At 67.5% G+C, this 2735-nt stretch carries 2 protein-coding genes; one reads left to right on the top strand and one right to left on the bottom strand.

Going from position 1 to position 2735, the window contains the following annotated elements:
* Window positions 1-365: 365 nt before the first annotated feature.
* A complete protein-coding gene (locus FVW27_RS12570) occupies window positions 366-1418 on the bottom strand; it encodes a sigma-54 interaction domain-containing protein (RefSeq protein WP_167125630.1) in 1053 nt (350 codons plus the stop codon).
* A 644-nt stretch (window positions 1419-2062) separates the two neighbouring features.
* Between FVW27_RS12570 and FVW27_RS12565 the strand changes: the two genes are divergently transcribed.
* The coding region (locus FVW27_RS12565; protein WP_167125628.1) for an AEC family transporter at window positions 2063-2735 on the top strand (673 nt) is incomplete at its 3' end.

Here is a 2735-nt window from a genome sequence, read left to right as displayed (position 1 = left end):
GGTCGAGGGTGATGGTCACCCGCTCGCGGTCGGGCAGGCCGCTCCATTGCCACGAGGCCGCATGCGCGGCCGTGGCGGGCGGCCCGGCAAGGGCCGCGATGAGGAGCAGCCGGGCAAGACCGGCGGCAGAGGGTCGTTTCACGCAAGAATCCTGTGCATGTGCGCGTACATGGGCATGCGGCGGGAACGGCATGCCGCCCGACATGGCGGCGGGAAAAAACCGACGCGGGCACTAACCCCTAGCAAAAAACGTGCAACGGCGGACACCTGCGCCTTGTCCATTCTGTCGCGCCCCTTCCGCCGCGTCTGGCGCAAACCGCCCGTACCCGGGCAGCTTCCCTCCGGCGTTCCGACGGACAGGGGGGCTACGAGTCGGAGCGCTTCTTCTTCAGCTTTTCGATGAGCGTGGTGCGCTTGATTCCCAGGATTTCCGCCGCCTGGTTCTTCACTCCCTCGGCCATGGTCAGGGCCTCGTCCAGCAGGCGTTCTTCCACCGTGTCCAGAAAATCCTTCAGGTTCATGCCCTTGTCGCGCAGGTCGGTGATGGTGGGCCAGCTGAAGCCCGCAGGCACGCCGCCGGATGCGGCACCCGCGGCCACGGGCAGCGGATCGGGCGGGGTCGGCTCCGGCAGCGAGACGATGTCGCCCACCTCGTCCAGGATCTTGCGGGGCAGGTCGGCGGGGGGCACCACGTCGTCGTCGGCGAGGATGCTGAGCCGCTCCATGAAGTTTTCCAACTCGCGCACGTTGCCCGGCCACGAATAGGCGGCCAGCACCTTGCGCGTGTCGGGTGCCAGCGTCAGGCAGCGGCGGCCCTTGCGTTCGCAGAAGCGGCGCATGAAATGTTCGGCCAGCACCAGAATGTCGCCGCCGCGCTCGCGCAGGGCGGGCAGGTGCAGGGGAATGACGTTGAGCCGGTAGTACAGGTCCTCGCGGAAGCGCCCGGCGGCCACCTCGCGCTCGAGGTCGCGGTTGGTGGCGGCCACGATGCGCACGTCCACCTTCTTCACGCCAGCGCCGCCCACGCGCTCGATTTCCTTCTCTTGCAGCACGCGCAGGATCTTGACCTGCAGCGTCAGGTCCATCTCCCCGATTTCGTCCAGGAAGATGGTGCCGCCGTCGGCCAGTTCGAACCTGCCGGGCCGCGAACGGATGGCATGGGTAAAGGCGCCCTTCTCGTGGCCGAAGAGCTCCGATTCCAGCAACTCCTTGGGGATGGCCCCGCAGTTGATGGGCACGAAGGGCATGGACCGGCGCTGGCTGTTGGAATGCAGCGCGCGCACCAGAAGTTCCTTGCCGGTGCCCGATTCGCCGGTGACAAGCACGGTGCTGTCGGTGGGGGCCACTTTGGCCAGAATGCGGAAAACGTCCCTGAGCGATGTGCTTTGGCCAATGATGCCACTGATGTCGAGATCCATTCCCTCTCCCGGAAGGCTCGCTGAATGTGTCCCGCTTCCCCCCGTGCCACTCCGATGCGCGCCCGGCCCGTTTCGTTCGCCAGTCCGGCTCGCGGTCGTCACGCCTGTCCGTCGCACGGTGTCGGTTCGCCCGGGATCCCGGTTCGTACCGGACTGGTCCGGACTGGTTCGGACTGGCTCGGACTGGCGCCCGGATATGCCTTCGGACAGGTTCCTTGGCATGTGCGTGTGCGGCCCGGAAATCCCGACGGCTCTTGCGTTCGCATTACGGAACACGGGCGGCATGGCACGTCTGGCTTCATCAGTGTCAATTCGCTGACGCGAAGTCAAGTATAGGGGTGAAAAAAGCGGCTTCCGCACATGGGGCCGGGAGAAGTGCCACCCTGCCCCCTCACGCGACCACCCAGGCGTGGCGGTGCGTGCGGCTGCGCACGCAAAGGGCGGGATGGTATCCGAAAGGTGCGTACCTTGCCCGCATGGACGCGCCGCCGTATGGTTGAAGGAGTCCCTTTCATCAACAAACAGTGCGGCGTATCCGGGCCGGTCAACTCCCGCCTGGGAGAGACCAAAATCTGCCTGCATCAGCCAACGTTTTCCCCTGTCTGCCAAGGTCCGGCGGTCACGGGTCCGCCTGGGAGTTTTTCGTGCTCGACATTCTTTCCGCCCTGGTCCCGGTGTTCGGCATCATCGTGCTGGGCATGTGCGTGGAACGCATGGGCAGCCTGCCCAAGGGCACGCCCGCCGCCCTGAACCAGTTCGTGTTCCGGGTTTCGCTGCCCGCGCTGCTGTTCCATGCCGTGGCCCGCAAGACGCCGGAAGAACTGGCGCGCGGCGGCTTTGCCGCGGGCACGGTGGCGGGCATGCTGCTGGCCTTTGCGCTGGGGTATCTGCTGTGTTCGCGCGGGGGGCGGCGCCATGGCCCGGAGGTGGCCGTGCTGGCCCAGGCCGCCAGCTTTCCCAACAGCGCCTTCCTGGGGCTGCCCATCGTGACCTCGCTGTTGCCCGGCAACGACGACGCGGTGCTGGCCGGGGGCATGGTCTCCGTGCTGTGCCTTGCGGTGCTGCTGGTGACCATGGCCCGGCTGGAGGCCATCCGCAGGGGCGGCGGCCTGTCGTGGCGGGTGCTGCGCGAAGTGGCGGTGGCCCTTGGGCGCAACCCCATTCTGCTGGCCTCGGTGGCGGGGGTGGCGGTAAGCCTTTCCGGGCTGGGGCTGGCCCGCCCCGTGGCCGCCATGGCCTCCATGGTGGGGGCCACGGCATCGCCGTGCGCGCTGTTCGGCATCGGCATGGTGCTGGCCGCGCAGCTGACAGCCGAGG

Origin of the sequence: Nitratidesulfovibrio liaohensis, from assembly GCF_011682075.1 — a bacterium.
GTDB classification, from domain to species: domain Bacteria; phylum Desulfobacterota; class Desulfovibrionia; order Desulfovibrionales; family Desulfovibrionaceae; genus Cupidesulfovibrio; species Cupidesulfovibrio liaohensis.
This window is presented reverse-complemented; position numbering and strand designations above follow the sequence as displayed.

Coding starts and splice junctions, on each gene's coding strand:
- FVW27_RS12570 (WP_167125630.1), bottom strand. CDS start 1,418: ATGGATCTCGACATCAGTGGCATCATTGGCCAAAGCACATCGCTCAGG.